General features: G+C 41.4%; 22 protein-coding genes. 11 read left to right on the top strand and 11 right to left on the bottom strand.

Annotated features, from left to right (window positions below):
- Positions 1–29: 29 nt before the first annotated feature.
- From gap to H6G74_RS15830, 5 genes are all read left to right on the top strand, one after another.
- Positions 30–1,067, top strand: coding sequence for a type I glyceraldehyde-3-phosphate dehydrogenase (gene gap, locus H6G74_RS15850; RefSeq protein ID WP_190594710.1), 1,038 nt, complete (start codon positions 30–32; stop codon positions 1,065–1,067).
- A 287-nt stretch (positions 1,068–1,354) separates the two neighbouring features.
- Positions 1,355–2,785 (top strand): pyruvate kinase, encoded by a 1,431-nt coding sequence (gene pyk, locus H6G74_RS15845; protein WP_190968583.1) that lies wholly within the window; start codon positions 1,355–1,357, stop codon positions 2,783–2,785.
- Positions 2,786–2,934: 149 nt separating this feature from the next.
- Positions 2,935–3,933 carry a transaldolase gene (locus tag H6G74_RS15840; RefSeq protein WP_190968582.1) on the top strand — a complete coding sequence of 333 codons (999 nt, stop codon included), beginning with the start codon at positions 2,935–2,937 and terminating at the stop codon, positions 3,931–3,933.
- 280 nt (positions 3,934–4,213) lie between these two features.
- Positions 4,214–5,302, top strand: coding sequence for an AAA family ATPase (locus H6G74_RS15835; RefSeq protein ID WP_190968581.1), 1,089 nt, complete (start codon positions 4,214–4,216; stop codon positions 5,300–5,302).
- Positions 5,263–5,940 carry a DUF4276 family protein gene (locus tag H6G74_RS15830; protein WP_313888483.1) on the top strand — a complete coding sequence of 226 codons (678 nt, stop codon included), beginning with the start codon at positions 5,263–5,265 and terminating at the stop codon, positions 5,938–5,940. The genes H6G74_RS15835 and H6G74_RS15830 overlap by 40 nt, the downstream gene beginning before the upstream one ends.
- 60 nt (positions 5,941–6,000) lie before the next feature.
- Here the strand turns inward: H6G74_RS15830 and H6G74_RS15825 are convergent, their stop codons facing one another.
- Positions 6,001–7,578: an adenosine deaminase gene (locus tag H6G74_RS15825; protein ID WP_190968580.1), complete on the bottom strand. Its 1,578-nt coding sequence runs from the start codon at positions 7,576–7,578 to the stop codon at positions 6,001–6,003.
- A 385-nt stretch (positions 7,579–7,963) separates the two neighbouring features.
- On the opposite strand from H6G74_RS15825, the gene H6G74_RS15820 reads away from it, so the two are divergent.
- Complete coding sequence (locus tag H6G74_RS15820; RefSeq protein WP_190968651.1) at positions 7,964–9,190, top strand: acetate kinase; 1,227 nt, start codon at positions 7,964–7,966, stop codon at positions 9,188–9,190.
- Between the two features lie 6 nt (positions 9,191–9,196).
- Here the strand turns inward: H6G74_RS15820 and H6G74_RS15815 are convergent, their stop codons facing one another.
- From H6G74_RS15815 to H6G74_RS15790, 6 genes are all read right to left on the bottom strand, one after another.
- Positions 9,197–9,775, bottom strand: a complete 579-nt coding sequence (locus H6G74_RS15815; RefSeq protein WP_190968579.1) for a Uma2 family endonuclease — start codon at positions 9,773–9,775, stop codon at positions 9,197–9,199.
- Between the two features lie 20 nt (positions 9,776–9,795).
- Positions 9,796–11,796: an ankyrin repeat domain-containing protein gene (locus H6G74_RS15810; RefSeq protein ID WP_190968578.1), complete on the bottom strand. Its 2,001-nt coding sequence runs from the start codon at positions 11,794–11,796 to the stop codon at positions 9,796–9,798.
- Positions 11,797–11,876: 80 nt separating this feature from the next.
- The gene (locus tag H6G74_RS15805; protein WP_190968577.1) at positions 11,877–12,065 is read right to left on the bottom strand and encodes a hypothetical protein; all 189 of its coding nucleotides are present in this window, start codon (positions 12,063–12,065) and stop codon (positions 11,877–11,879) included.
- Between the two features lie 148 nt (positions 12,066–12,213).
- Positions 12,214–14,301 carry an SPFH domain-containing protein gene (locus H6G74_RS15800; RefSeq protein WP_190968576.1) on the bottom strand — a complete coding sequence of 696 codons (2,088 nt, stop codon included), beginning with the start codon at positions 14,299–14,301 and terminating at the stop codon, positions 12,214–12,216.
- A 455-nt stretch (positions 14,302–14,756) separates the two neighbouring features.
- Positions 14,757–15,230 (bottom strand): hypothetical protein, encoded by a 474-nt coding sequence (locus tag H6G74_RS15795; RefSeq protein ID WP_190968575.1) that lies wholly within the window; start codon positions 15,228–15,230, stop codon positions 14,757–14,759.
- 86 nt (positions 15,231–15,316) lie between these two features.
- Positions 15,317–16,717, bottom strand: coding sequence for an AAA-like domain-containing protein (locus tag H6G74_RS15790; RefSeq protein ID WP_190968574.1), 1,401 nt, complete (start codon positions 16,715–16,717; stop codon positions 15,317–15,319).
- Between the two features lie 231 nt (positions 16,718–16,948).
- On the opposite strand from H6G74_RS15790, the gene H6G74_RS15785 reads away from it, so the two are divergent.
- Genes H6G74_RS15785 through H6G74_RS15775 form a run of 3 tightly spaced genes read left to right on the top strand, consistent with a single transcriptional unit; the run spans position 16,949 to position 21,478 of the window.
- Positions 16,949–20,947, top strand: coding sequence for a WD40 domain-containing protein (locus H6G74_RS15785; protein ID WP_242051242.1), 3,999 nt, complete (start codon positions 16,949–16,951; stop codon positions 20,945–20,947).
- Positions 20,948–21,004: 57 nt separating this feature from the next.
- Positions 21,005–21,214 carry a hypothetical protein gene (locus H6G74_RS15780; protein WP_190968573.1) on the top strand — a complete coding sequence of 70 codons (210 nt, stop codon included), beginning with the start codon at positions 21,005–21,007 and terminating at the stop codon, positions 21,212–21,214.
- Positions 21,215–21,478, top strand: a complete 264-nt coding sequence (locus tag H6G74_RS15775; RefSeq protein WP_190968572.1) for a type II toxin-antitoxin system RelE family toxin — start codon at positions 21,215–21,217, stop codon at positions 21,476–21,478.
- A gap of 194 nt (positions 21,479–21,672) precedes the next feature.
- Here H6G74_RS15775 and H6G74_RS15770 read toward each other — a convergent pair whose 3' ends face one another.
- Positions 21,673–22,062 (bottom strand): type II toxin-antitoxin system VapC family toxin, encoded by a 390-nt coding sequence (locus H6G74_RS15770; RefSeq protein ID WP_190870907.1) that lies wholly within the window; start codon positions 22,060–22,062, stop codon positions 21,673–21,675.
- Positions 22,052–22,264, bottom strand: a complete 213-nt coding sequence (locus H6G74_RS15765; protein WP_242049142.1) for a DUF2281 domain-containing protein — start codon at positions 22,262–22,264, stop codon at positions 22,052–22,054. Before H6G74_RS15765 ends, H6G74_RS15770 begins: the two co-directional genes overlap by 11 nt.
- 227 nt (positions 22,265–22,491) lie before the next feature.
- Between H6G74_RS15765 and H6G74_RS15760 the strand changes: the two genes are divergently transcribed.
- Together H6G74_RS15760 and H6G74_RS15755 are read left to right on the top strand one after the other, a co-directional pair.
- Positions 22,492–23,001 carry a DUF4365 domain-containing protein gene (locus H6G74_RS15760; protein WP_190968571.1) on the top strand — a complete coding sequence of 170 codons (510 nt, stop codon included), beginning with the start codon at positions 22,492–22,494 and terminating at the stop codon, positions 22,999–23,001.
- Entirely contained in the window at positions 22,994–23,245 is a 252-nt protein-coding gene (locus H6G74_RS15755) for a type II toxin-antitoxin system HicA family toxin (RefSeq protein WP_190674376.1), read from the top strand. The genes H6G74_RS15760 and H6G74_RS15755 overlap by 8 nt, the downstream gene beginning before the upstream one ends.
- A 154-nt stretch (positions 23,246–23,399) precedes the next feature.
- Here H6G74_RS15755 and H6G74_RS15750 read toward each other — a convergent pair whose 3' ends face one another.
- A complete protein-coding gene (locus tag H6G74_RS15750; RefSeq protein ID WP_190680757.1) occupies positions 23,400–23,741 on the bottom strand; it encodes a DUF5615 family PIN-like protein in 342 nt (113 codons plus the stop codon).
- A gap of 3 nt (positions 23,742–23,744) precedes the next feature.
- Entirely contained in the window at positions 23,745–24,074 is a 330-nt protein-coding gene (locus tag H6G74_RS15745) for a DUF433 domain-containing protein (RefSeq protein ID WP_190681178.1), read from the bottom strand.
- Between the last annotated feature and the right edge of the window lie 281 nt (positions 24,075–24,355).

Genomic DNA, 24,355 nt, shown 5'->3' with positions numbered 1-24,355 from the left:
TGGGTTGTTCTCAACTAGGAGGTTGAATTTTGACGAAGTTAAAAGTTGGTATTAATGGATTTGGTCGTATTGGTCGGCTGGTGCTGCGGGCTGGCATTTATAACCCCAACATTGAGTTTGTGGGGATTAACGACTTAGTACCACCAGATAACCTCGCTTACCTGTTGAAATATGATTCCACTCACGGTAAGTTTAAAGGCAAAGTGGAAGCCAAGGAAGATGGCATTGTCATTGATGGACATTTTGTTCCTTGTGTTTCCGTGCGGAATCCTGCGGAATTGCCTTGGGGTAAATTAGGCGCAGATTATGTAGTGGAATCTACTGGACTCTTCACTGATTATGAAGGCGCAAGCAAACACCTAACAGCAGGTGCAAAGCGCGTTGTTATCTCTGCCCCTACAAAAGAGCCAGACAGAGTTAAGACTTTGCTGATGGGTGTAAATCATCACTTATTCGACCCCAGCAAAGATTTAGTTGTTTCCAATGCCAGCTGCACTACAAATTGTCTCGCTCCCATTGCCAAAGTCATCAATGATCAATTTGGTTTAACCGAAGGCTTGATGACTACAGTACATGCTATGACTGCCACTCAACCCACCGTAGACGGCCCCAGTAAAAAAGACTGGCGGGGTGGTCGAGGCGCAGCCCAAAATATTATTCCTTCATCCACGGGTGCAGCAAAAGCAGTGGCTTTGGTATTGCCAGAATTAAAGGGTAAGTTAACCGGAATGGCTTTTCGCGTTCCTACCCCTGACGTTTCAGTGGTTGACCTCACCTTTAAAACTGCAAAAGCTACTAGTTACAAAGAAATCTGTGCAGCTATGAAGGAAGCTGCAACAGGTGAATTAGCCGGAATTTTAGGCTACACCGACGAAGAAGTCGTATCTACAGATTTTCAGGGTGATACTCATTCCAGTATTTTCGACGCAGGTGCCGGAATTGAGTTAAACTCCAACTTCTTCAAAGTTGTTTCTTGGTATGACAACGAATGGGGCTACTCGAACCGGGTGGTAGACCTGTTGTTATCGATGGCACAAAAAGAACAACTGTTGACTGTAGCAGCTTAATAAAGTCTGAAGTGTGAAGTATGAAGTATGAAATTTATACTTTAGCTTTCGCACTTCAGACTTCATAAAAAAGTGTTTTTACATACAAAAGGAGTGATATGAAGCACAAGTGATATAGATGCAGGCAATTCTGGAAAGCATTGATAGCGGTAGTCAGAAAGACTAGGAAATTTCAAAAGTACTAATACTTTTGACTTTTGGTTTTTTACTTTTGACTTCTCCGGCAAAGCCGGAGTGCCTCCTGCCTCCTGCGCTATATCGCAATATAGACCCGAACCCTAATCCCTATGCGTCGAACCAAAATTATTTGCACTGTTGGCCCTGCTAGTTCTGCACCGGAAAAACTACAAGCCCTTGTAGAAGCTGGGATGAATATAGCGAGGTTAAACTTTTCACACGGCGCTCATGAATTTCACGGACAAACGGCTAAATATTTACGGCAAATTAGTGCCGATCGCCAAAAGCCAGTGGCAATTATGCAAGACCTTTGTGGCCCGAAAATTCGTCTAGGAGTTTTACCACCAGAAGGACTAAATGTCGAAGCTGGGGAAGAAGTCACATTTGTTTTGCAAGACAAAGGCAATAGTATCGACGAACTGCCTTTACCCTTGCCGACTTTGTTCGCAATGGTTAGACCAGGGGAACCGATTTTAATTAATGATGGACGTGTAAAGTTAATTGTCACCGATCGCGATGCCGATAAAATTCGGGCGTTGGTGAAAATTGGCGGGTTAATTTCCACTCACAAGGGCGTTAATCTGCCAGAAACACCATTACCCGTAAGTTCAATCACCGAAAAAGACTTGATGGATTTACGCTTTGGCATCCAGATAGGTGTAGATTTTGCGGCGGTTTCCTTTGTGCGATCGCCCCAAGATTTAGAACCTGCCCAACGGATGATTGAAGCTGCTGGGGCCGCAATTCGTTTAATTGCCAAAATCGAAAGACCAGAAGCAGTTGAGCGTTTTGACTCCATCTTACAAGTTGCTGACGGCATTATGATTGCCCGTGGCGATTTGGGGGTAGAAGTCCCCATTCACGAAGTTCCCCTGATTCAAAAGGATATTATTCGCCGTTGTAATCAGGCTGGTAAACCCGTGATTACTGCTACCCAAATGTTGGAGTCAATGATTAGTTCACCAGACCCCACCCGCGCCGAAGCCACCGACGTTGCTAACTCCATTTTGGATGGTACTGATGCTGTTATGCTTTCTGGCGAAACAGCCGTTGGTCAATTTCCTATAGCGGCGGTGCAAATTATGCACAACATCGCTGTACGGACAGAACAAGCTTTGCAAGAAGGTGGTAAACATTCCTGGTGTCACGAAGCAGGTAGTCTCAGCGTTACCGAATCGGTGGCTGAAGCAGTATGTCGCATCGCTTATGAAACAGGCGCAAAGGCAATTCTTTGTAATACCACCTCTGGTAGTACAGCCAAATTAGTTTCAAAATATCGTCCTTCCGCGCCGATTATTGCCCTCACCCCTGATGAAAACTCCTATCGCCAACTAGCACTTTCTTGGGGAATCGAACCTATATTCATTCCCCCAGTTCACAATGCGGAGGAAATGTTTATCAACGTCGTCAACACAGTTGCAGACACGGGTTTAGTCAATGAAGGCGATAAAGTGGTAATTACTTCCGGCGTTCCAATTGGTAAATCAGGCACAACTAGTTTAATCAAAGTGCATTCTATTGGACAGCCAATTCTCGCTTGACGTAGCTAGAATAAGGCTGAGGCTTCGCTCAGTGAACAAAGCAAGCATTAAGAAAGATTGCCGAAATCAGAATTTTAGCGACCGTAGAAAGTGTAAACACATAGGGGAATTAGGTAAATCCTACACAAATCACCATCGCGGAGTTGATTATGTCTAAAAATTTACTAGAACAGTTGCGCGAAGTTACAGTAGTAGTTGCTGATACTGGCGATATTAAAGCCATTGAAAAATTTACACCGAGAGACGCGACCACCAACCCTTCCTTGATTACTGCTGCCGCACAAATGCCAGAGTATCAGGATATTGTTGACCAGACTTTATTGCAAGCTAAAAAAGATGCTGGTGCAGGTGCAAGCCAAGCCCAAATTGTTTCTTTAGCCTTTGATCGCTTGGCTGTATCCTTTGGTTTGAAGATTCTGCAAATTATTCCTGGTCGGGTTTCTACAGAAGTTGATGCCCGTTTATCTTACGACACAGAAGCGACAGTCGCTAAAGGTCGAGAAATCATTGCTCAGTATAAAGCTGCTGGCATCGGCCCCGAAAGAATTTTGATTAAAATTGCTAGTACCTGGGAAGGTATTCGCGCCGCCGAAATTCTCGAAAAAGAAGGTATTCACTGTAACTTAACTTTATTGTTTGGTTTACATCAAGCGATCGCTTGTGCTGAAGCAGGTGTTACCCTCATTTCTCCCTTCGTCGGTCGGATTCTGGACTGGTATAAAAAATCAACTGGACGCGACAGCTACCCATCTGCTGAAGATCCAGGCGTAGTATCTGTTACCACCATCTATAACTACTATAAAAAGTTCGGCCACAAAACCGAAGTTATGGGCGCAAGCTTCCGCAACGTTGGTGAAATCACTGAATTAGCTGGTTGTGATTTACTCACCATCTCTCCCTCTTTGTTGGGTGAATTGCAAGCCACCATCGGCGAACTACCCCGCAAACTTGATCCTTCTAAAGTCGCTTCTTTGGATATTGCCAAAATCTCCATCGACAAAGCCACCTTCGACAAAATGCACGCCGAAGACCAAATGGCTTACGACAAATTAGACGAAGGTATCAAAGGATTTACCAAAGCCTTAGAAGACCTAGAAAAACTATTGGCAGACAGACTCTCTAGTTTAGAAGTAGTCGCCAGCCACTAGTAGTCTACCAAGAGAACTTTGCGTGATGGCAGGCTTCGGGGCAGGGAGCAGGGAGCAAGGGGGGAGAAGATTTCCTCAATTCCCCCTGCACCCTTACTAGGTCTACATAGCAGCAATATTGGGTTGGTAAACTACTAGGATTTAGATTCCATGATTAAATCCCACATTCTGGATCTCCAATTAACAAAGGAGAAGGCGGAATGTGGGATTAAAGCATTTTTGCAGAAACTCGATAAAATGAAACCTATGTAGAAAAAGCCTGTTGACTGGGAGACTGTTCATGACAGAGGCGCGCAGTTACAAACAACTGTCGAGAATAGTTTTGAAAGGCTTCAAGTCTATCGCTGAGTGTGACCTTGAACTCTCCAGGGTGAATATTTTAATTGGGGCTAATGGGGCGGGAAAATCCAATTTTATCGGCTTCTTCCGTATGGTTCAGCAGCTGCTAGAACAGAACCTACAGGTTTTTGTTAGCCGTCAAGGTGGCCCTGATGCTTTATTGTACTTTGGTCGTAAAACTACAGAACAACTAGAATTTCAATTATATTTTGGCAATAACGGCTACTTCGCTACTTTAGAACCAACTCAGGATAATCGCCTAATGTTCGCTGCTGAGTCTTCCTGGTGGAACAGGAGTGGTAAGCGTGAAATAGGTAAAGGTCATTTCGAGACAAAGGCCTCTAGAGGTACAGGGACTCAAATTGATAAGTACGTTTTACCTACGATGCGGCAGTGGCGAGTTTATCATTTTCATGACACCAGTGATAGTGCTTATGTAAAACAGCCGCATGGTATCAATGACAATGTTTACTTGCGTCCTGATGCGCGTAATCTGGCAGCTTTTTTGTATCTGTTGCGTGAGAATTATCAGAAATCTTATCAGAAAATCGTTAAAACCATCAGGCTTGTTGCGCCGTTCTTTGGTGACTTTCTCCTGCGTCCTTCGCCACAAAACGAGGAATCTATTGAACTGGAATGGTTCGAGAAAGGACAGGATATTCCCTTCAAAGCACATTTCCTTTCTGATGGAACGTTGCGTTTTATCTGTTTAGCAACGGTTTTTTTGCAGCCGGAAGAACTTCAACCAGAAACAATTTTAGTTGATGAGCCGGAATTAGGTCTCCATCCTTATGCCATCAAGATTTTGGCATCCTTAATAAAAACTGTCCCTAAGCAAGTGATTGTTTCTACCCAGTCTGTGGAATTACTCAACGAATTTGATGTTGCAGATGTAATTGTTGTTGACCGCTTGCAGGGAAAATCATTACTACGCAGGTTGGATGAGGAGGAGTTAGAGGAATGGCTAGAAGAATATAGTTTAGGCGAATTGTGGAAGAAGAACCTCCTGGGTGGGAGACCTTCACGATGATTCGAGTCCATGTTTTCGTTGAAGGTCAAACTGAGGAAACGTTCGTGAAAGAAGTACTCTACGAGTATTTTCAAGAAAAAGACATCTTCCTGAACCCGATTTTGGTCAGAACAAGTTCTATAGGCAAAGGAGGTGTGGTAAGTTACGCCAAAATTAAGCCACAATTAGACCGTAAGTGCCGTGAAGATAAAACAGCTTTCGTGACCACAATGTTTGATTTGTACCGCTTACCGAATGATTTTCCCGGAAGGGATTCTTTGCCAAATACTAGTGACCCATTCCAAAAAGTTGAATATTTAGAACAAAAGATGGGTCAGGATATCGGTCACACAAATTTCATCCCTAATTTGTTAGTTCATGAATTTGAGGCACTGCTGTACAGCCAGCCACAAGTATTTGCTGAGTGGTTTGATGCTAGTGTAGTTAGTATTTTACAAGGCGATCGCAATCAATTTATTTCACCAGAACACATTAACGATCATCCGTTAACCGCTCCCTCAAAAAGAATTCTCAAGTGTTGTCAAGAATACGACAAAGTACTGCATGGTTCGTTGCTGGCTATTGAGATTGGACTAGATACAATCCGCCAACAATGCCAGCATTTTCACCAATGGTTACTAAATCTAGAAAACATATAGCGGTAGTCAGAGATGTTAGGACAATTTCACAGCCAGACTACTATAATTTAGATTCCATGATCAAAGCCAGTTTTGCAAAGACTCAAACCGAGTAAATTCCGACTCTAGTTGCCATTGTATTCTTGCGCGATCGCTCTTTTGCAAAAAAGCACTGCATCCTGAAGAAACAGAGGTATCACCAGGACTATCGCTGGCACAAGCTGGAACCATTGCCTTAAATTCAGGCGACTTCCAGAGACTATTTCCGGGTGCGAAACTATATTCTAAGCTATTGCGAGCCAGTCGCTTGAGGTCTTTATATGCCAGCCCATATCTTGTTGCGGCTAACATATATTCATGACTCAAATCGATGCGGGAAATGCCTTCATCATCGGAAGCAAGAGTCATTGGGACTCCAGCTTTCCAATACTCCATAAAAGGATGTTGATTTCCCTGGACATTCAAAATGACTTCATTACTAGTCAGGCAAATTTCCACCAACACGCCGCGTTGCTGCATTTGCTTCATCAACTCAAAAGGACGCTCTTCAAACAGAATATCTACACCATGTCCAATGCGAGATGCCTGTGCTACTTCTACAGCTTGCCGAATATGAAAACGTAAATGCTCAGTTGGAACTAACCCCAAAGTTAACTCTCCAGCATGAAGTGAAATTTTAACATTGGGATATTGGCGTTTGAGAAATTGTAGCATCTGCATTTGCAGAGTGTAGTCACGCAGTGCGATCGGGTGATCCTCTGGGGCGACGAGATTGATCCCAACTACCTGCTTGGAGGATGAAGCCAGTGCAAAAGCATAAGCTAACTGAGCAAATACTTCCACAGGTGATTTTGTTCTGGTAGTTTGCTGCAAATAGCGTACCGTGACTGTACATCCAGGCTGTGCTGCTGGAGTGCCGCAACCAAGGGTTTTCGCAACTTCACTCTCCAACTGTATTAATTGCTGACTGCCGAGTGTCACTAGCTGAGTTAATCCCCGTTTGAGCAATTGCTCGTGCATCTCTTTGAAGTCTTGATTCCAACCCACGTCCCGCCCTAACTGTCGAACCTCACTCCCCTGAACAGTCAGCATTAACTCTAGATAGGTAATATGCTGGGAAGCTGCCCGATTTGCTACTGATGCGACCATATCATCCCGACGGGTGGCAGAATCTGATATTGTCCCAAATCCAGCAAAAGCCTCAAAAAATTGGTCATGTCCAGATTTTCCAGCAAATTGCAGGTTACGAGTAGACCAACGATTTATCAGGGAGTCATAAACAGATGTTCGGTTGAACAATTCGGAAGCGGGAAAATAGCTACTGTCCTGATTACAAGCCTTGGGTTCAACTAAAGTCCCCGCTTGTGGATTCACACAATACCCATCGGTTGCACCCCACTCCAGATAATGTTCTGCGTACACAGCCCCACTTAGATGACTGTGAATATCTCCTCCCTTGGGCATTCGCTGTACAAATGCTCGTAAAGCTGCTGGCTGGGAGCGATGGGCTTCAAACCAACTAGCAGCTTGAGCTTCACTCCGAGTTGAGGACTGCTGCGAATTAGATGTAGATGGGACTTGGGCTGATACACTGAAGATGAAACAGCTAGAACTCGTTAATATTCCTAAAAAAAAATATAAGGGCGCTCGTCTAAGCATATAGATTTATTTTTTTGTAAAACGATGCTTAGAATAAAGCAAAAAACATCTCGATTAACATTAGATGAAAGTCTATTGCATTTCTCAAAAAACTTTGCTTTTGCGACTAAATTTGACCCTCCGAATTTTAGATTTTGGATTTTGGATTTTGGATTGAATCTAAAATCGCAAATCTAAAATCCAAAATTGTTTGACTCAATTTGGTTTATCAATAGCTCAAAATGGCATAATTTTCTAGTTCGCCACCACTTTTAGCAGGTTGAAGAATCCTCAAGGCGATCGCAATCAACGCAATCAATTTCCTTTACCAGAGCATATTAACGATCATCCTTTAACAGCACCTTCAAAACAAATTTTCCAGTGTTGTCAAGAACGGGTCAAATTTATGAAAATCCTAGTACTAAATGCTGGTTCCAGCAGTCAAAAAAGCTGTCTGTATGAAATAGTTGATGATGCTTTACCCCAATCAGCACCCAAACCCCTGTGGGAAGGCAAAGTCAACTGGACTCAAGACCAAGGTGCGGCAGAAATTGAGGTGAAAACAGCATCCGGTGAAACTTTGCATGAATCTATTTATGGTGACTCTCGTCAAGCACATATAGCTTATATGCTTTATACCCTCAGCCGTGGTGCGACTAAAGTAGTCAATGAAGTGTCAGAAATTGATGTGGTGGGACATCGTGTAGTTCATGGTGGGCAAGACTACCGCCATAGTGTGGTGATTACTGAAGAGGTAAAAGATGCGATCGCTCGTCTCTCTAATCTCGCCCCAGCACACAACCCCGCCGCATTAGAAGGCATCGAAGCCATCGAGAAAAGTTTAGGCGAAGTTACCCAAGTGGCAGTATTTGATACAGGGTTTCATTCCACCCTCCCGGATGCGGCGGCGATTTATCCCGGCCCTTATGAATGGGTAGAACAAGGTATTCGCCGCTATGGATTTCATGGTATCAGCCATCAATATTGTTCTGAACGGGCGGCGCAAATTCTCGGTCGAGATTTAGCATCGTTGCGAATTATTAGTTGTCACTTGGGTAATGGTTGTTCGTTAGCAGCGATTAAAAATGGTCGCAGTATTGATACCACAATGGGTTTCACACCTTTAGACGGTTTAATGATGGGGAGTCGTTGCGGTTCCATTGACCCAGGGATTTTAATTTACCTAATGCGCCAATCTAATTACTCGTCCGAAAGTTTAGATTATGTATTAAATAAAGCTTCCGGTTTACGGGGAATTTCGGGAATATCCAGCGACTTACCCCAAGTGATCGAAGCGATCGCCCAAGGGAATGAACGCGCCCAACTCGCTTGGGATATGTACGTCCATCGCCTGCGGTCTGGAATTGGGGCGATGCTGGCTAGTCTGGGCGGATTGGATGTATTGTTATTTACCGCAGGTATCGGGGAAAATTCGTCAGGTATTCGCCAAGCAGTCTGCGAAGCCTTTGGATTTTTGGGCGTGAAAATTGACCCCGAAAAAAATCAAAATCGACCTGTTGATCAAGATATCGCCACACCTGATTCTACAGTGCGAGTGTTAGTTATACATACTCAAGAAGATTGGGCGATCGCACAACAATGTTGGCAAATTATGAAAAAGAATCGGGAGTAGATTTACTTATGCAAAAATCTGCTGCAAGTTTAAAACGAAACCAGGAAGAATATCTTCACCAGATAAACTTGTAGGCGATTGTAAAACTTCAGGTGCTTGATGAGGGCGATAAATTATTACTTGTTTGTCTTTAGGATTAATTAACCAACCAAGTAATAAACCTGAAGCTAAATATTCCTCCATTTTGGCTTGAGTTTCTGCCACGTCATCAGTTTCTGAAACTAATTCCACCGCAAAATCAGGACACAAAGGTAGGAATTTTTTTCTTTGTTCTGGCGTGAGAGAGTTCCATCTTTCTATTCTCACCCAAGCAGCATCAGGAGAACGAGTTGCACCATTAGGAAGTCTAAAACCAGTGGAAGAATCAAATGCTTTTCCTAAATTATTTTGACTATTCCAAAACCATAGTTGACCTAACAAATCAAAATTACGACTTCCTGTTTCTCCCCCAGTGGGTGACATGATTACTAATTCTCCTTCAACAGTTAATTCCAATCGCAACTCTTTATTAACAGCAACAATCTGTTCAAATTCTTCATCTGTAAATTTGAGATGGGGAGGTAATTGTAAGGTTAAGGCATTCATATCAATTTTGATACTTGATATTAGTACGTTGCACCAACTTTTAGCAAAATCTTTTTAATCACTGGATGTTTCTTACCTGTATGTTCAGCAAAATATAACGCTGTTTCGCCATTCTCAGTTCTGCTGTTAACATTTGCACCAGCACGGATTAAAGTTCGCATTGCCCAAGCTCTGGAATGTATAACAGCTTTCATGAGTGGAGTTAAACCATCTGTTTCAGAGAACAGGTTAACATCTATCCCAGAAGATACCAAAATATTAATTAACCTGACATTACCGCTTGAGGCTGCAAGATGAATTTCTGTTCCTTTCCAACAACCATGTTGAGCGCCAGCAGAGAGCAGGATTTTTTCAAAAACTCTTGGGATACTGGAATCTAAAACCGCATAGTCCAAAGCTGTGTATCCTTCCTGATCTCTATAGTTGAAGTCAGCCCCAGCACGAATTAAAGTCCGCAATGCCCTAGCTTGAAAAGCATAGATGCCAATTGCCCTCATCAAGGGCGTTCGCCCATCTTCATCGAGGCGATTTAAATCTACTCCTAATTCTGCCAGCAACTTGATCATTCGTACATTACCACCATTAACGGCACAATGAACAGCAGTAATACCATTTTCATTTAAAGAATTGATATCTAGACCTTGTGCAACTAACTCACGCACTGTAGTTGCATCACTCTCACTAACAGCATCAAAGAATTTTTGTAGGGATTGATTTTCTCGTCGCTGTTTGCGAATTACTGCTTTTGGTAACTCTCGTTCGGCATATTCAATTTCTTCTGGGTCTGTGATTAAAGGGAGAAGATAATCACAAACTTCCTGATGTCCTTCATAGCTTGCTTCTGAAAGCGGACTCATGTAACCATCGTAGTCTATCCACATATTTGGATCTGCGCCTGCTTCTACCAAGTAACGGACAATCCTCACATCTCCTGTTCTGGCAGCAGCAATCAAAGGTGTACCCCACTCTGTGCGGAGATTTAAGTAAGCACCAGCCTGAACTAAAACTTCTAGAATTTTGATATCTCTACTCCAGACTCCATGAGCCAGAGCATTAGATAGAGAATGACCATCAAATTTCTGTATTGCTAATATCTGTTGAACAATATTCAGCCTTCCTACGCTGGCAGCCATTTCTAAAGCTTCTTTAAAATAGCGAGTTTTATAGTTTTCAGCCTTGCTTGTAATAGCTCGAACTAGAATTTTTTTGAGTTCTGTATCAGTTTCATCTAATAACCACTTTGGTTGCCATTGATGAGGGTGATTTTCTCCATATTCCATTGGCAGCGTAACGCCGTGGTAAGAATAAAGCCCATTGCCATCAATAAATTTAACTGCTGCTTCTCCTTCTGCATGAAGTAAATTTTCGGAATCAAACAAAAACTGAGTTGGGCGATCGCAAACTAAACAAATGTTTTCAAAAGGAATAATCCAACCACACGATTTAACAAGCTTCTGAAATACTTTCCAAGCAGATTCATCATAAGGTTCAAATAGCGTATGACTGACTACGGAGAAATGAAAATCGAAGAATCCACCTTCACGGGCATACCAATGAAGAGGAACAAACCAATAATAGTTATAACTGGATGAAAAAGATTTTGATTTATCTTCTAAAAGGTAATTCTTAAAACTCTCTGATAACTGTCTGTCTATTTCTGAAGTTGCCCCAGGACGCAATTGAGAATTAATAAATTCATCCCAATGACCAATAGCATTTATATTGTTAATATACAACTTCTCATGTATCTTACCTATTAATTCATTTGCATGTACTAAACCAGTTTCAGTGAAGTAAGGACGCTTATACAGAGGCTTTGCTATTTTTGTTGCTGCATATAAACTATCAAATAATTGAATTTCTGGTGTGGGCAGTTTCAGTAGTTCATAGACATCTTGAATTGCTGATATAGATTTTTGTTGGTCAATTCTATTTGTTAAAAATGCTATTTCATGCCATTTCTCTCGATAACTTGGCATTAAAGATTTTTGTTCAGGTGTGATTTCATCAACAAATGCCATACTTTCACAAAATTAAATGTAATCAATTCATTAATAAGGTGGGCATCTTGCCTACCTTAAAATTATTCGCTTAACTGATTCTAATATTTATGTCTTTTTAACTCTTGTATCAATACCTGACACTGTTTACTAGCCTCTCTAGCTTGTCTCATCAGATTTTTGCTTTGTTCACGATTAGTTTTACTTACCTCAACAGCTTGCTGACTGAACTGTGCGGCAAGTTGTCCCAATTCCCGAATGCGTGTTTTTAGCTGCTCGATAGTTTTCATTCACCCTCCAGTTCCTTAACTCTTTGCGCCTTTGCGTCTTTGCGTGAGGCTAAAGATTCTAGTTTTTCAATATTCGTGCAATAAGTCTATTAGTAGGGTGGGCAAAATGCCCACCCCACAATAGTTTGATTTAATTCAACTATTTAGATTACTTATCCGTTGGGAATTCCGCAACTATGGGCGAGTGATTATTTGGTGAAACTGCTGGGTTATTCACAACTATGGGTTGTGGATGTAAAGGTGTGGGTGTGACTTCACCTTGCTTGGCTGTTTGATTCCATAAAATCATTGAAAGTAAACCATCTACCAAGCCATTATTACTACCGTTACCACTGACTAAAACTTCTGGTATCAATCGGACGTTGCGATCGCCTATAATCTGCATCAATTGCATAGCTGTATAACCTTGTTGTCCCAAGGCTTCCACACCTGCGCGGTAGGTTTCGGCTTTGGCGTTACCTGTGGCGCGAATCCCTTCGGCTTCGGCTATGGCGCGTAATTTGATTCCTTCGGCTTCCCCAGTGGCGTGTTGAATTTGGGCTTGGGCTTTGAGTTCCGCAATTTGGACGCTTTTTTCTGATTTCACCATTTCTTGTTGAATGTCAGCCAATGCTGTTTCCCGCACAAGTTGTTGGCGTTGGGTTTGGGCTACCTGCTGCACTTCGTAGGTTTTGCGTTGTTCTTCAGCAATTTTGCGGTCTGTTTGGGTTTGCATCAAGGATGCTGGGGGCTGAATATCACCGATTAAGGTGTCAATTGCTTGTACATCATAAGCGCGTAATGCTGCTCTAATATACTCAGCCGCTTCTGCTTGGCGATCGCTCCGGGCGGTGAGAAAATCAAGTACAGTGTAATCTTGGGCAGAGTTGCGGAAATAGTTACCAATGGTCGGTTCTAATACATGGTCAACTAAATTTTGCATAGAACCCACACGGGAAATTACCTTTGGTGCATCCAAAGCGCCGACGTGAATAATTTGGGCGACTTCTAAATCAAAGGCAAAACCATCGCGCGATCGTACTGTCAAGGAAGCCAAATGAGCATCATAGCTGTGGCGTTCGGTACGACTTGACCAATTCAACACAATGTTAGTCGTGGGAACCAACTCAATTTTCATAATTCGAGAGTTGACGGGATGCTTACCTGGATACAACGGTTCTATCCACACACCTTTGTGTCCAGGATTCACCAAGTTACCATGCGTGAAAGTTGCGCCACTGACATCTTCTTGAGATTGACCAACGAAAGAAATCACCACACCCACATAACCAATCGGGATTTCAGACATGGGGACTTGCTCAACCTGCACAAACCAGGGGTTCAGGTTCCAAGAACCAGACAGTAAAATTTGCTCTTGCAAACCTCTGCGTCCACCAGCATTGAGGAATTTTTGACCATTCTGGAAATTATCGTGTCCAGGAATCATCGGCCCTGCAATTTCACCAGCCGGAATCGGTAAACCATCCAAAGTGGTGACAATGCCGACTTTATCTGATGCCACACTATACACCCGCAATTGTTCGGCCTGCATATCATTGTGTTTGGCATTCGCCGCCATAATGACGCGAAACAGTGCGGTGTTAATGCGGTAAGTCCCAGCAGTCAGAAAGCCCATTTGACGGCCTTTTTCGCCGCCATTGGTCAGAAACTTGCGTGCATCTTGGAAATTATCACAATCGACAATTTTGCCCAAAATCCTCTCTGGTGGGTTGGATGCGCCATCTGCGGCTACAATCAGAGCGATTTCACCTTGGGGTACTACCACCACCGATTCTTTACGAACCGAATATTGCCAAGGCCAGTAACCCCAATGCCAACCCGGTGCAAGGGTATCGGCTTGCAAACCAGCTTCACCGTTGAGGGCAATTAATCTTCCGGGTGGTAGTCCGCGTCCAGAGAGGGCAAATTTTTTCACGACAATGCCAACTTCCCGTTCGCCAATCACTACGAGTCCGCCAAAAAACAACGGCACAAATATAACAACGCCACCAAGCACCACTATGGGAATCAATGGTGCTATCTGCATTGCTTGATAGGAAGGCTGATTAGTAACGGCTTGTGTTTGACTGAGGCTGACTGATGCTGAAGCGATTTCTGCTGAACTTTGGGTTTTTAGGGAAGCTGCATTAGCTGAATGTATACCGCCCGTGATGGCTAAGGCTGTTAATGCTGACAATCCCAAACGAACTAATTTATTTTGCTTACTCTTACCAAAGCAAGATGGAAAAGTTTTCATATTATGCGCCCTGTTGGGCAACTAATCATCTAAGTTAACACTTCACTTGCTCAGGTCTGATTTTCTTAAACTTGGTGTAATTTTTTATCCGATACTGTGCGACTTATTCTTGAAACCCCTCTCCAAACCGGAGAGAGGCTTTGAATATTACTCACCTTGATTCCCAAAGTTGTAGTAATTGGCGTGAGGGGTTGGGGGTTAGGTTTAAGAGAAAGTTGCACACGGCATTATTTTCTACCCAATTTAATCTGAAGTTGAACTGTGAATTTTCACACATCTTGCACTAACGATTAAAATCGCGGCTACACGAACAAAGCCTGCGGAGGCAGGCTCAAAACCCTTGATTTTAATTTAGTCCGCGTAGGCGGACTTCGTTTTTATAGCCGCGAATTCCATTCGTTGGGGCTAGGTGCAAGATATGTGTTTTTGAATGTCTGCGCTCCTTCAATTTAGGTTTATTGACCAAATACACCTATGCCGTAGTAACAAGTATTGGCATTACAATTAGCCATATCAACTTGGATTTGATATCTACCGCTTCGAGAGGGATTGAGGCTAATCACGGGAATGTCATCATCTTGTAAATCTGAAGCAATCAAGTTTCCTCGGTGATCATAAAGAGAAATGTCTAAATCTTGACAATCGCTGTCACACACTCCCACAATTCCATAGGACATACCTGCACGCAGATTTATATTGATATAGTGGGAGCGACCTTCACGAAGGGTATCGATGCTAGGTTTGTGAGTTAAAGTGTAACCACCCAAACCTGCGATCTCTGCTCGCTCTAAGAGCTGGTTTTTGACTTCATAAATATATGAGCGATCGTCTTCTGCACGAACTACGCTTGTAAAAAGAGATATAAATGCGAATACTGCGGTTGCTGTGAGGTTTTTGATTTGTTTGTTGCTGAATGCTTGGTGTAACATGAAATTGTCTGTTGAACTCGACAACCTTAATGTCACCTACACCCATCTGAGTTATACCCAAAGAAAAATCGACTTTTATTCAGTATCTATTTATTTTTATAAAAATTCTGAAAATATTGGTAATATAGCTTGCAACGTATTATCACTTCGTCATTTAACAGATTTACTAAACCCAAAGCTATTAATTTATATCTGACTGCATCGCTGAATTTTCCTGGTTTGTTAGTATTTATAATCTCTTTCATCGCTGCGCCTAATTCCTGTTGTTCTGTCAAAATTAAGCTAAGATGACGCAAGTGACTACTGAAAATCCCTGATGGGGTGGATGCTGTTTCCAGAAACCGAGATAAGGTTATCTCACCACGAGCTATTTTATACAAAGCCAGACGCACTAAATAAGGATGTCCGCCAATCATGTCTCTCAATTGCTGGACTTGCGTATCACTCCATTCCAGTTGGTGACGTTTAGCTAAATCTAGCATTTGTTCCGGGTCAAATTCTGGTAGCTTGATGGGTAAACCTACGTTAAAGGGGGATTGGTTGATATCCATTGGTACATAGGCTTCCGTGGAATGTACTATCACTAAGCGGAGTTTTTTGAAGATTTCTTGTTGTCTTCCTTCTTGATGGAGAGAACGCAATAGTCCAAAAAAGTCTTTGTAAATTCCTGGATACTCAAATAATCTATCGACTTCTTCCAGTGCTAGGGTTAGGGGTTGATTGATTTTGGGGAGTAGATATCGCTCTAAGTAATATTTGGCAGCTATTTTACTACCAATACGTGGAGCCAATTTCCAATGCTCGTCTAATTTTTCAAACAGTTCGGTGGCTAATTCGAGATTGTCTTTAGTCAATTCTAGGATGATGCGATCGCACACCCAGCGTAAAAATTTACTCAAGTCGCTGAAAAATTCTTTTTCCCCTAGCTCAAAGTTGATAACTACCGTCGCATCACCTTGATTTTTTGCTTGTTGAATAATCTGTACTAGGAGGGACGATTTCCCCATTTTTTGGGGAGCTTTAATACAAATCAGTGCAGCAGGTTTGCTAATTTCTTCAAAACATTGCTGTTCTACAGGGGGACGCTGGACGTAAAAATTGGAATTTAGGGCTAGTTGTTCTCCGTCTGGATATTCTAGAGTGCTGATATGTACTGGGGTTCGTAAGGTGGGAATTTCCTCTTGTTTCTCTGACTCCTCTAATTCTTCTAATTCCTCAGAATCGCTATTTTCTGTTTTATCTGCTGGCTTTCTGTAGGGGATACCAACGCTTCGCCAATCTTCTATACCCAAAGCTGCACAAATTTGGATAAATGTCTCACGGTCAACAGGTTGCATATTGAGAAACTTACTAACCGTACTTTGAGCCATTCCTCCTAAATATTGGCCTAAATATTTCTGACTACCGTATTGCCCGTGAAAGCGGACTAAAACCTTATCTTGGCAGTTTTTATCACGTAGTACTACTGAGCGTGTTGCACGAAGCATGGCAGATGGTGAAAAGAGCTACGTAATTTAGCTTAAAGGAAAAGGCTTTTTGTTGTAAAGTAAATAACAAGTCGATAATAAGTCAATCGGTACTCGATATTCTCTTGGCTTAACTCAGGTGGTATGGCTGTTTAATAAAAGCTCACTGGATTCAGAACCCCGACTTCTTCAAGAAGTCGGGGTTCTAGGGGATCTAGTCCTCAATATTTTTTTTATTTTTGTGGATAAATTATGACGGGACATTATGAGTACAAAGTTGGTGGTGGTTTACCAGAAAATGCCCCCAGTTACGTATTTAGAAAAGCCGACACAGAATTTTATCAGTGGTTGAAAGCGGGGGAGTTTTGTTTTGTCTTTAACTCCCGACAAATGGGTAAAACCAGCTTGCTGAATCGGACAATGAAACGATTGCAAACAGAGGGTTTTGCTTGTGCCAAGATTGATTTAACCGAAATAGGTATTGATGAAGGTAGTCAGGAAAGCAGCCTTGAACAATGGTATACAGGTATTGCTTACATCTTGGTGAATCAACTACAAGTTTTATCTCCACCCGAAGAATTATTTATTTGGTGGGATAAACGTATTCAATTATCTCCTGTGCAGCGATTTGGTTCGTTTTTGGAAGAGGTAATGCTGCCAAATGTCAAGGGTAATATTATTATTTTTATTGATGAAATCGATAGTATTTTAAGTTTAAATTTAAAGTTTCGGCACTCTAATAATTTTTTTGCTCTGATTAGAAGTTGTTATGAAAAGCGTGCTTTAAATCCAGATTTAAATCGTTTGACCTTTGCTTTGCTAGGTGTGGCTACTCCCAGCGATTTGATTGATGATAAAAAACGAACGCCATTTAATATTGGTCGAGCAGTTCAACTTAATGGTTTTAAGGAAGATGAAATTGCGCCCTTAGCTGAAGGATTGAGGGGAAAAGTTAGCAATATTCAAGAAGTGATGAAAGGTGTTTTATGTTGGACTGGTGGACAACCTTTTTTAACGCAGAAACTTTGTAATTTATTATTACAAGAACTATCTGTATATTCAGAATGTTACACCCCAGAGCCAAATGCTTTGGATTGGGTGGGAAAAGTTGTCAGAAAGCAAATTATTGATAACTGGGAATCCTTGGATGAACCAGAGCATTTAAGAACTATACGGAAAAGGATTGTCACGGACGAAAAATTTGCTGGGAGTTTGTTGGGTTTGTATCAGCAAATTTTGCAAGAAGGAGAGATTGCTGTTGATGGTAGCCCAGAAAAAATGAGGTTGCGTTTGACTGGATTGGTAGTGGAGCAAGAGGAAAATTTAAAGATTTATAATCTCGTTTATCGGAATATTTTTAATTTAAGTTGGGTTGAGACAGAGTTAAATAAATTGCGTCCTTATGCTGATAATTTTAACGCTTGGTTAAAAAGTCAATTTCAGGATACTTCTTATTTATTACAGTCGGAAGACTTAGAAAAAGCTCGTGTCTGGGCTAATGGAAAAAGTTTGAGTGATGCTGATTATCGTTTTTTATCTGCGAGTGTTGAATCTGAGTTAAATCAGAAGGTTGAGGAGGCGGACGCAAAACGAAATCAAGCTTTGCAGGAAGAAGAAAAAGCAAAAAAAAGAACTCGTATTGGTTTGATTGTGCTGGTTATTTCCATAATTGGGTCTGTTGCTGCTTTGATTTTTGCTAATTGGGCTAATGATGAAAGGTTGACAGCACAACAAAAGGCTGAAACTATAACTAAAACAGCAGACGATAGAGTAAAAGAAGCGGATGATAAGGTAAAAAATCTCGATAGACAATTCCAGCAAAAAAATCAAGAAGTCCAAGCCTTAAAGCAGAGAGAAGAATCTCTAAAAAAAGCAGCTACAAAAGCGCAGGGAGATACAGAAAAAGCGGAACAAGAAAAACGACAGGCGCAACAAAAACGTCAACAAGCGGAAAAAAGTTTAGATGAAATCAAGAAAGCAAAGGAAGCAGCATTACGAGAAAAGGAAATAGCTCAACAAGAACGAGAAACTGCTCTTGAACAATCACGACAAGCACAACGAGAAACCCAAACAGCCCTAAATTTGGCACAAAAAGCCGAAACGCAGCGACAAGCAACAGAAAAACAGCGCCAAAATGCTCTCACAGCGACACGATTGGAGCAGACGGGAATTAGAACTTTGCGTCAGTTTGGTGTAGGAGGGCAAATTGAGAATTTAATGGAAATAATGCGGGCTGGGAAGGAGTTGAAAAATTTAGTTAAAGCTAAAACATCTTTAGCTGATTATCCGGCTTACAGCCCAATATTTAGTTTACAAGAGATTTTGTTAAACATTCGGGAACGCAATCAGTTACAAGGGCATCAAGATATAGTCTCTGAAGTTGCTTTTAGTCATGACGGCAAAATCTTGGCTTCTGCAAGTTCTGACAACACCATTAAATTATGGAATTTGACCACAGGTAAAAAAATTTTAACCTTGACTGGGCATCAATCAGGAGTCAGCAGCATTGCTTTTAGTCCTGATGGCAAAACCTTGGCTTCTGGAAGTGCTGACAGAACCATAAAGTTATGGAATTTGACCACAGGTAAAAAAATATTAACCCTGACTGGGCATCAAAGTTGGGTCAATAGTATCGCTTTTACTCAAGATGGCAAAACCTTAGCTTCCGCAAGTGCTGACTACACTATCAGGTTGTGGAATTTGACCACAGGCAAACAAATTTCAACCATGACCGGGCATCAATCTAGGATTCGTCAAATCGCTTTTAGTCCAGATGGCAAAACCTTAGCTTCTGCAAGTCGTGACTACACTATCAGGTTGTGGGATATGACTACAAGCAAACAAATTTCAACCTTGACTGGGCATCGTGATGAAGAGTTCAACAGTGTCGCTTTTAGTCCAGATGGCAAAACTTTAGCTTCCGCAAGTGATTACAGTACCATTCGCTTGTGGGATTTGAGTACAGGCAAAGAATCAACCTTGACTGGGCATAAATCAGGAGTCAACAGCATCGCTTTTAGCCCCGACGGCAAAACCTTAGCTTCTGCAAGTTCTGATAACACCATCAAGTTATGGAATCTATCCAAAGGCAAAGAAATTTCTACTTTAACTGGACATCAAGATTTGGTCTTCAGCACAACTTTTAGCCCCGATGGCAAAACCTTAGCTTCTGCAAGTTCTGATAACACCATCAAGTTGTGGAATCTAACCACAGGCAAAGAAACTTCTACTTTTAATGATCATCAATCTCTGCCTATAAGCGTCGCTTTTAGTCCAGATGGCAAAACCTTGGCTTCCGCAGGTGCTTATTTTGACAAAATAAAATTGTGGAATTTGACCACAGGCAAAGAAACTTCTACTTTGAGTGGGCATTTATCTGGGGTCAACAGCGTCGCTTTTAGTCCAGATGGCAAAACTTTAGCTTTTGCAAGTGACAATACAAATTTTAGTACTATCACTACTACTATTAATGGTGCTACCATTCGCAATGGTACAAAAACTAGTACTATTAAGTTGTGGAATCTGAACACAGGCAAAGAAATTTTCACTTTCAGAGGTCATCAATCTTCAGTCAACAGTGTCGCTTTTAGCCCAGATGGCAAAACCTTAGCTTCCGCAAGTGATGACAAAACTATTAAGTTATGGAATCTAACTACAGGCAAAGAAATTTTCACTTTCAGAGACCATCAATTTTCAGTCAACAGTGTCGCTTTTAGCCCAGATGGCAAAACCTTAGCTTCCGCAAGTGATGACAAAACTATTAAGTTATGGAATCTAACTACAGGCAAAGAAATTTTCACTTTTCAAGAGGATCAATCAAAAATCCAAAGCATCGCTTTTAGTCCAAATGGAAAAATCTTGGCTTCTGCCAGTTTGGAAAACACCATTAAATTATGGGATATTGCTACTGGTAAAGAGAATGCCTTCCTGACTGGGCATCAAGGTTCGGTCTTCAACGTCACTTTTAGCCCAGATGGTAAAACTTTAGCTTCTGCTAGTGCTGACAACACTATAAAGTTGTGGAATGTTAGTACAGGCAAAGAAATTACCTCCCTTACCGGGCATCAAGATAATGTCAACAGCGTCGCCTTTAGTGCAGATGGCAAAACTTTAGCTTCCGCAAGTTCGGACAAGACCATCAAATTGTGGAGTTTGGATTTAGATGATTTACTCACTCAGGGTTGCAAGTATCTCCAAGGTTATCTGGCTACCCGCGATGAATTGCGTCGGCAGATTTGCCCGAATAAATAGCGAAACAGCATAAATTATTCGCTCTGCTAATATCAATCCACAGATGAAGGAAATAAGATGACAGAACTAAATTTTGACGAAGATAAAATTAAGCAAATATTTAAAATTGCACTAACCGAAGTTATACAAGAACAAAAAGAAGTATTTTCCGATTTATTAGCAGAAATCATTGAAGATATAGCACTAGAAAAAGCCATTAAAGAAGGCGAAAATACCGAGTTAGTGAGCCGAGAGGCAATTTTCAAGATTTTAGGAAATAAAGGATGAATGTTGAGTTTAGAAAGTAGCTCTGAAAAAGATTTAAGCAAAATCCGAGATGAAACCTTGCTACAAAAAATACAAACAGTAATTGAAGAAGTCGAAAATGCCGAAAGTCTTTTAGATGTGAATAATGTTAAAAAACTGAAAGCTGACGGCGATTATTATCGGATTAGAATAGGGGATTACAGAATTGGGTTAACAATCTCTGATGGCATAATTGTTTTTGTTAGAGCATTACAAAGAAAGGATATTTACAGATATTTTCCTTAACTATGGCAATGTCTGACGACAAGTCTTATGGCTATGTGTTTATAGGGGTTTTTTGTGTGCGTTAGCGTGGCTGAACGAGGTTATCACCTGTGTGATTGTGGGGAAGTGCGATGTCTGACGACAAGCCTTACGGCTACGCATTTGTGGAAATTATGGGGAGGTGCGATCGCGTTTTAGCCTTTGCATACTACAAATTACCAACGCTCTAACATCAAACCATCAACATAATCGAAATCTGTATCATCTGTCACTAAAACCCAACCCTGTTCCAAACACTGTGCCGCAATCCAAACATCATTCATCGGAATTGGTCGTCCCTTCCGTTTCAACATCAATCGAGTTTGAGCATAAACTGCGGCTGTTTCTCGACTTAATGGTACAACTACACAAGCCTCAATAAATTCCAGATAACGCGGTAAATTTTGTAATGGACGAGTTGAATTTTCCGCACCAAAAAGTAACTCACCAACCACAACAGTAGGTAAAACTATTTCTGGTAAAGCTAGTACCCGCGAAACAACCACTTCATCCCCATTCAAAAAACGCACAGCCACAGAAGTATCAAGGGCAATCTCACCACTCATTTACATCCACCTGCCGACATTCTGCGATTATCACCCGTTTTAATTCTTCGGCTTCGACATCACTTAAAATCCCTGCAAATTTTGCTAGAGGATGAGTTTTGCGTGTGGCTTTTACCCGATTCAAAAAATCTAGTACCGATTGAACTATATCATCAGGGGCTTGTTCTAGTTCTTGAATTAATTCTTCACGATTTGTCATCATTCAAATATTATCAGCTAATTGATTCTAGTTTGAGTATATCTAAAGTCCCACCGCGATCGCTTTTATTAGGGTTGATGGGAGTGCGTTACCTTTCCTAGTCTACTGAAGTACAAATTTATCTGCGTCCATCTGCGTTTATCTGCGGTTAATTATTCTTCTCTGTATTTCACTAGAGTAAGAAACGCCATAATATAATTTTGATAATTTTAAACTAAAAAGCCCGTTCAATGCCCAGAAAAAAGCGACCAAGAGAACATATAATAGCAGATTTAAGTGTCAACTATGTCGAAAGATATATCTTGCTATGCGGGTATTCTGTAGAGCGTATTGAGTATGATTATGGCTACGATCTAGTGATTTTTACTTATAATACTGGAGGTGAGATTGAAAATGGTCAGATATATGTACAGTTAAAAGCTACAGATTCCCTCTCTATACTTGCAGACCAAAAAACCATTACTTTTACTATCACCCGCTCGGATTTAGAATTATGGTTGGTTGAACCAATGCCATGTATTTTAATTGTATATGATGCAAAAAATAGCCAAGCTTATTGGTTATATATACAAGCATATTTTGAAAGCATTGAGGGATTCGATTTAGCGAATGTTGGTGATAGTGTAACTGTGCGTTTATCTAAAGACAACGTATTAAATATACAGGCGATCAAAATATTTGCTAAATTTAAAAATGATGTTCTCAGCCAGTTACAAGGAGTGATTCGTCATCATGGTTAGAGAAATTAAATTCACAGAATTAGAGAAATTGCTCTTAGAGACAGGGTTTGTAACTATGCAGACCTTTGGCTCTCAAAAGATTTACCAGCATCCATCATCTGGTACACTAATAGTCCTGCCTGATTACGAGCAACAAGCGGATGTCAGAACATTGCATTTAGTTGCAGTGCGCCGCATACTATCGGAAAACGGCTTGATGGATAGCGATCGCTTCAACAGTTTTTTGAACAAGGTAGCAAGCTAAATGCCATATGCGATCGCATTTTGGTAGTTTTGAGAAGTGCGATCGCGTAGCTTAACGAAGTTATCCCACTTTGGTTTTGAAGAATGCGATGTCTGACGACAAGCCTTACGGCTACGCTTTTTGGTTTTTGGAGATGGCGACTTATAGTTATAGTCTAAATTACCGGACGTACAACCCGAATCAACTTACCTGCCAAAGATTCCTCAGATACCAAAGCTTCATTAATACGAATTGCCATTCGATTTCTGTCAGTATCATTCGTACAAACAATAATACCAAAATGCTCAGAATTAGCACGATGCAAGCGGACAAAATCTTGACGATTGAGGGTTATGACTGCGCGATTATCTCTAATTGCAAAAGCTAATACTTCCTCATCAGGAATACCTAAATTATCGTTACCAGCTTCCTGTACAGTTAAAACATCATGTCCCATTGTCCGCAGCAATTCGCTGACTATCCGAGGAAATTGTTCATCTGTGTACAAACGTGCCATCGATTAGGCTGCCTCATTATTAGCACGAATTGCGGCAGTAATTTCTTCGGGATAAGCATCAGCATAAGCCCAAGCATTGACTAAATCTGCTGCGGTAATGTGAGGATAGTCCTGCAATAATTGAGCTTCATTAATACCAAGTTGCTGTGCTTCCACTAAAAGCCAAATAGCAATTCGAGTTCCCGCAATACAAGCTTCACCACCACACACACCAGGAGTTTTAGTAATTCCCCTTCCACTGGTGCTAAGGTTTTTGGTCAGACTTTGGATAATATCTGCTTTGTCAGCAAGCGATAAGCCCAGAAGTTGCTCTTCGATTTCTTGACGAGTCATAGCGATCGCGGATGATAAAAAGTATCTGCATTCTAGCAATTTGGGTATGAGCAATAAAGGAATCACACAACCCACCAGCGCGATCGCCTTTTGCTAGTTTTGAGAAGTGCGATTACTATAGCGGTTCTTACTTGCTTGTAATACAGTCGGAACCCCACCCCCAACCCCCTGACAGGTGTAGGTTTTTTACAATTAGGAGGAATTGAAGCAAAAGAAATCGTCAACAGGAGTAGGAGGAAAAGTACTCCAACGCGGAAGACGAAGAGGAAGATGGTTGAGTA

The sequence above is a fragment of the Nostoc spongiaeforme FACHB-130 genome (assembly GCF_014698475.1).
Taxonomy (GTDB): Bacteria; Cyanobacteriota; Cyanobacteriia; order Cyanobacteriales; family Nostocaceae; genus Nostoc_B; species Nostoc_B spongiaeforme.
The sequence above is the reverse complement of the archived record's forward strand: the minus strand, read 5'-3'. Positions and strand labels throughout refer to the sequence as shown.

Bases quoted from the DNA above. Each gene is read 5' to 3' on its own strand.
- pyk (WP_190968583.1), top strand. From the start codon at position 1,355: ATGCGTCGAACCAAAATTATTTGCACTGTTGGCCCTGCTAGTTCTGCA.
- H6G74_RS15840 (WP_190968582.1), top strand. From the start codon at position 2,935: ATGTCTAAAAATTTACTAGAACAGTTGCGCGAAGTTACAGTAGTAGTT.
- H6G74_RS15835 (WP_190968581.1), top strand. From the start codon at position 4,214: ATGACAGAGGCGCGCAGTTACAAACAACTGTCGAGAATAGTTTTGAAA.
- H6G74_RS15825 (WP_190968580.1), bottom strand. From the start codon at position 7,578: ATGCTTAGACGAGCGCCCTTATATTTTTTTTTAGGAATATTAACGAGT.
- H6G74_RS15820 (WP_190968651.1), top strand. From the start codon at position 7,964: ATGAAAATCCTAGTACTAAATGCTGGTTCCAGCAGTCAAAAAAGCTGT.
- H6G74_RS15815 (WP_190968579.1), bottom strand. From the start codon at position 9,775: ATGAATGCCTTAACCTTACAATTACCTCCCCATCTCAAATTTACAGAT.
- H6G74_RS15810 (WP_190968578.1), bottom strand. From the start codon at position 11,796: ATGGCATTTGTTGATGAAATCACACCTGAACAAAAATCTTTAATGCCA.
- H6G74_RS15805 (WP_190968577.1), bottom strand. From the start codon at position 12,065: ATGAAAACTATCGAGCAGCTAAAAACACGCATTCGGGAATTGGGACAA.
- H6G74_RS15800 (WP_190968576.1), bottom strand. From the start codon at position 14,301: ATGAAAACTTTTCCATCTTGCTTTGGTAAGAGTAAGCAAAATAAATTA.
- H6G74_RS15795 (WP_190968575.1), bottom strand. From the start codon at position 15,230: ATGTTACACCAAGCATTCAGCAACAAACAAATCAAAAACCTCACAGCA.
- H6G74_RS15790 (WP_190968574.1), bottom strand. From the start codon at position 16,717: ATGCTTCGTGCAACACGCTCAGTAGTACTACGTGATAAAAACTGCCAA.
- H6G74_RS15785 (WP_242051242.1), top strand. From the start codon at position 16,949: ATGACGGGACATTATGAGTACAAAGTTGGTGGTGGTTTACCAGAAAAT.
- H6G74_RS15780 (WP_190968573.1), top strand. From the start codon at position 21,005: ATGACAGAACTAAATTTTGACGAAGATAAAATTAAGCAAATATTTAAA.
- H6G74_RS15775 (WP_190968572.1), top strand. From the start codon at position 21,215: ATGTTGAGTTTAGAAAGTAGCTCTGAAAAAGATTTAAGCAAAATCCGA.
- H6G74_RS15770 (WP_190870907.1), bottom strand. From the start codon at position 22,062: ATGAGTGGTGAGATTGCCCTTGATACTTCTGTGGCTGTGCGTTTTTTG.
- H6G74_RS15765 (WP_242049142.1), bottom strand. From the start codon at position 22,264: ATGATGACAAATCGTGAAGAATTAATTCAAGAACTAGAACAAGCCCCT.
- H6G74_RS15760 (WP_190968571.1), top strand. From the start codon at position 22,492: ATGCCCAGAAAAAAGCGACCAAGAGAACATATAATAGCAGATTTAAGT.
- H6G74_RS15755 (WP_190674376.1), top strand. From the start codon at position 22,994: ATGGTTAGAGAAATTAAATTCACAGAATTAGAGAAATTGCTCTTAGAG.
- H6G74_RS15750 (WP_190680757.1), bottom strand. From the start codon at position 23,741: ATGGCACGTTTGTACACAGATGAACAATTTCCTCGGATAGTCAGCGAA.
- H6G74_RS15745 (WP_190681178.1), bottom strand. From the start codon at position 24,074: ATGACTCGTCAAGAAATCGAAGAGCAACTTCTGGGCTTATCGCTTGCT.